Consider the following 1,898-nt stretch of genomic DNA (forward strand, 5'->3'; position numbering starts at 1 on the left):
TCGCGCAACGCCATCAGCCCCGGCATCTCCGTCTCGGCGATGTCGATCTCCTTGCGGCCATACGCGGCAAGCGCGATGTCCTTGATGATGTAATCTTTCGCCATCCGTCATGGCCCTTTCGGTGATTAAATTGGCTGTCTCCTAGCACCGCCCCCTCCGGACGGCAATGTGCGAATGGTCGCTGGCTGGCGGGCAGGTGCTTCGGGGTTTGCGCTGCACCGCGAACGGCGCTAGCAGTCACCCCATGGCCGCCCCTCGTCTCAGCTTTTCCGGTCCCCGGGCCCGCGTGCAGTACGCCTTCCTGATGGGGCTGTTCCGGCTGGCGGTCACGCGGCCGCTTTACGGGCGGTTCGCGCGCGGGCTAGGGCGGGTGTTCGGCCCCGGCACGGCGGTCTGGCTGCACGAGGGCGGCGCCCCGCCGTTCCGCATCGCGCTCGATGATGGGTACTGGACGCGGTTCGCACTTTACCGGGGCCCCTACGAGCCCGAGGTCGCCCGCGTCCTGCGCGCCGCCGCCCGTGCCACGCCGCTCTTCTGCGATCTCGGTGCCAACAAGGGCTACTGGACGACCCGCGCCGCGTCCCTTTTCGAGCGCGTGATCGCGGTCGAGGCATCGCAAGCGACGTTCCGCGATCTGCAAGTGAATGCCGGCGGGCTGGACAATGTGACGCTGCACCGCGCCGCGATCCATGCGCGCCCGGGCGAGGTGCTGAGTTTCGTCAACACCCATCAAAGCCACGCTTCGGCCCGGCTGCAATCGGGCGCCCCCGCGCGGCTGCAGGACTGGGTCGAGCAGGTCGAGACGCTGGTCATCGACGACCTGGTGCCGGCAGGCACCGCCGCGCTCATCAAGCTCGACGTCGAGGGGGCCGAGATCGCGGCGATCGACGGCGCGACGCGCGCCCTCGCCGAGGGTGCGGTGCTGATCTACGAGGATCATGGCAAAGATCCCGCCAGCACGGTCAGCGCGCATCTGCTGAATGACCCCGCGACGCGGCTTTTCGCCATCGAGGATGCGCTGGTGCCGATGCCCGACATCGCCACGCTGCGCGCGCGCAAGACCGACCCTTTCAAGGGATACAATTTCCTCGCGGCGCGCGGCACGTCGCGCCTGCTCGAACGGATCGCGCAGGCCTTTGCAACTGCCGCGCCGCCGGGCTAGGCAGCGCCACACAACCGATCCCAGAGGCCCATCATGCCCCAACCCCGTGCTTGGCAGAAAATGCTTTCGGGTCGCAGGCTCGACCTGCTCGACCCTACGCCCGTCGATATCGAGATCGAGGATATTGCCCACGGTCTCAGCTTCGTGGCGCGCTGGAACGGTCAGACGCTGGGCGATTTCGCCTATTCGGTGGCCGAGCATTCGCTGCTGGTGGAACGGCTTTACGGCAGGATCGCGCCGCGCGCGCCTGCGAAATGGCGACTGGCGGCATTGCTGCACGACGCGCCGGAATACGTGATCGGCGACATGATTTCGCCGGTCAAACACGCGGTCGGGCCCGATTACGACGCGCTGGAACGCCGCCTTGCGGCGGCCATCCATATCCGCTTCGGGCTGCCCGCCGAGATCCCGGTGACCGTCAAGAAGCAGATCAAGCGCGCCGATCGCATCAGCGCTTGGCTTGAAGCCACGGAAATCGCGGGTTTTTCGGTGGCCGAGGCGGATCGGTTCTTCGGCAAGCCCGACCCCGCGCTGCTGCGCGATCTTGCCATCACCCTGCGCCCGCCGACGGAGACCCGCGCCGACTACACCGCCCGGCACTACGCGCTGCTGGCCGAGATGGGTTAGCAACTGTGTCTAGGTGATCGGCTTTGCTTGCCAGGGGATGCCTGATTTGAGGATGGCATTTGCGATGGTGGCGAGTCTGCGCGCGATTGGGACGATAACGACCTTGTGC

General features: G+C 66.9%; 3 protein-coding genes. 2 read left to right on the forward strand and 1 reads right to left on the reverse strand.

The features are described from left to right. On the reverse strand, window positions 1–104 hold a 104-nt coding region (locus tag V8324_RS21640; protein WP_336421961.1), incomplete at its 3' end, for an adenosylhomocysteinase. 140 nt (window positions 105–244) lie between these two features. On the opposite strand from V8324_RS21640, the gene V8324_RS21645 reads away from it, so the two are divergent. Together V8324_RS21645 and V8324_RS21650 are read left to right on the forward strand one after the other, a co-directional pair. Then, on the forward strand, window positions 245–1,162 hold the full coding sequence (locus tag V8324_RS21645) for an FkbM family methyltransferase (protein WP_336421959.1): 918 nt from the start codon (window positions 245–247) through the stop codon (window positions 1,160–1,162). A gap of 33 nt (window positions 1,163–1,195) precedes the next feature. Next, window positions 1,196–1,789: an HD family hydrolase gene (locus tag V8324_RS21650; protein ID WP_336421960.1), complete on the forward strand. Its 594-nt coding sequence runs from the start codon at window positions 1,196–1,198 to the stop codon at window positions 1,787–1,789. The last annotated feature ends 109 nt before the right edge of the window (window positions 1,790–1,898 follow it).

It is taken from the genome of Roseovarius sp. D22-M7 (assembly GCF_037083785.1).
Classification (GTDB): domain Bacteria; phylum Pseudomonadota; class Alphaproteobacteria; order Rhodobacterales; family Rhodobacteraceae; genus Roseovarius.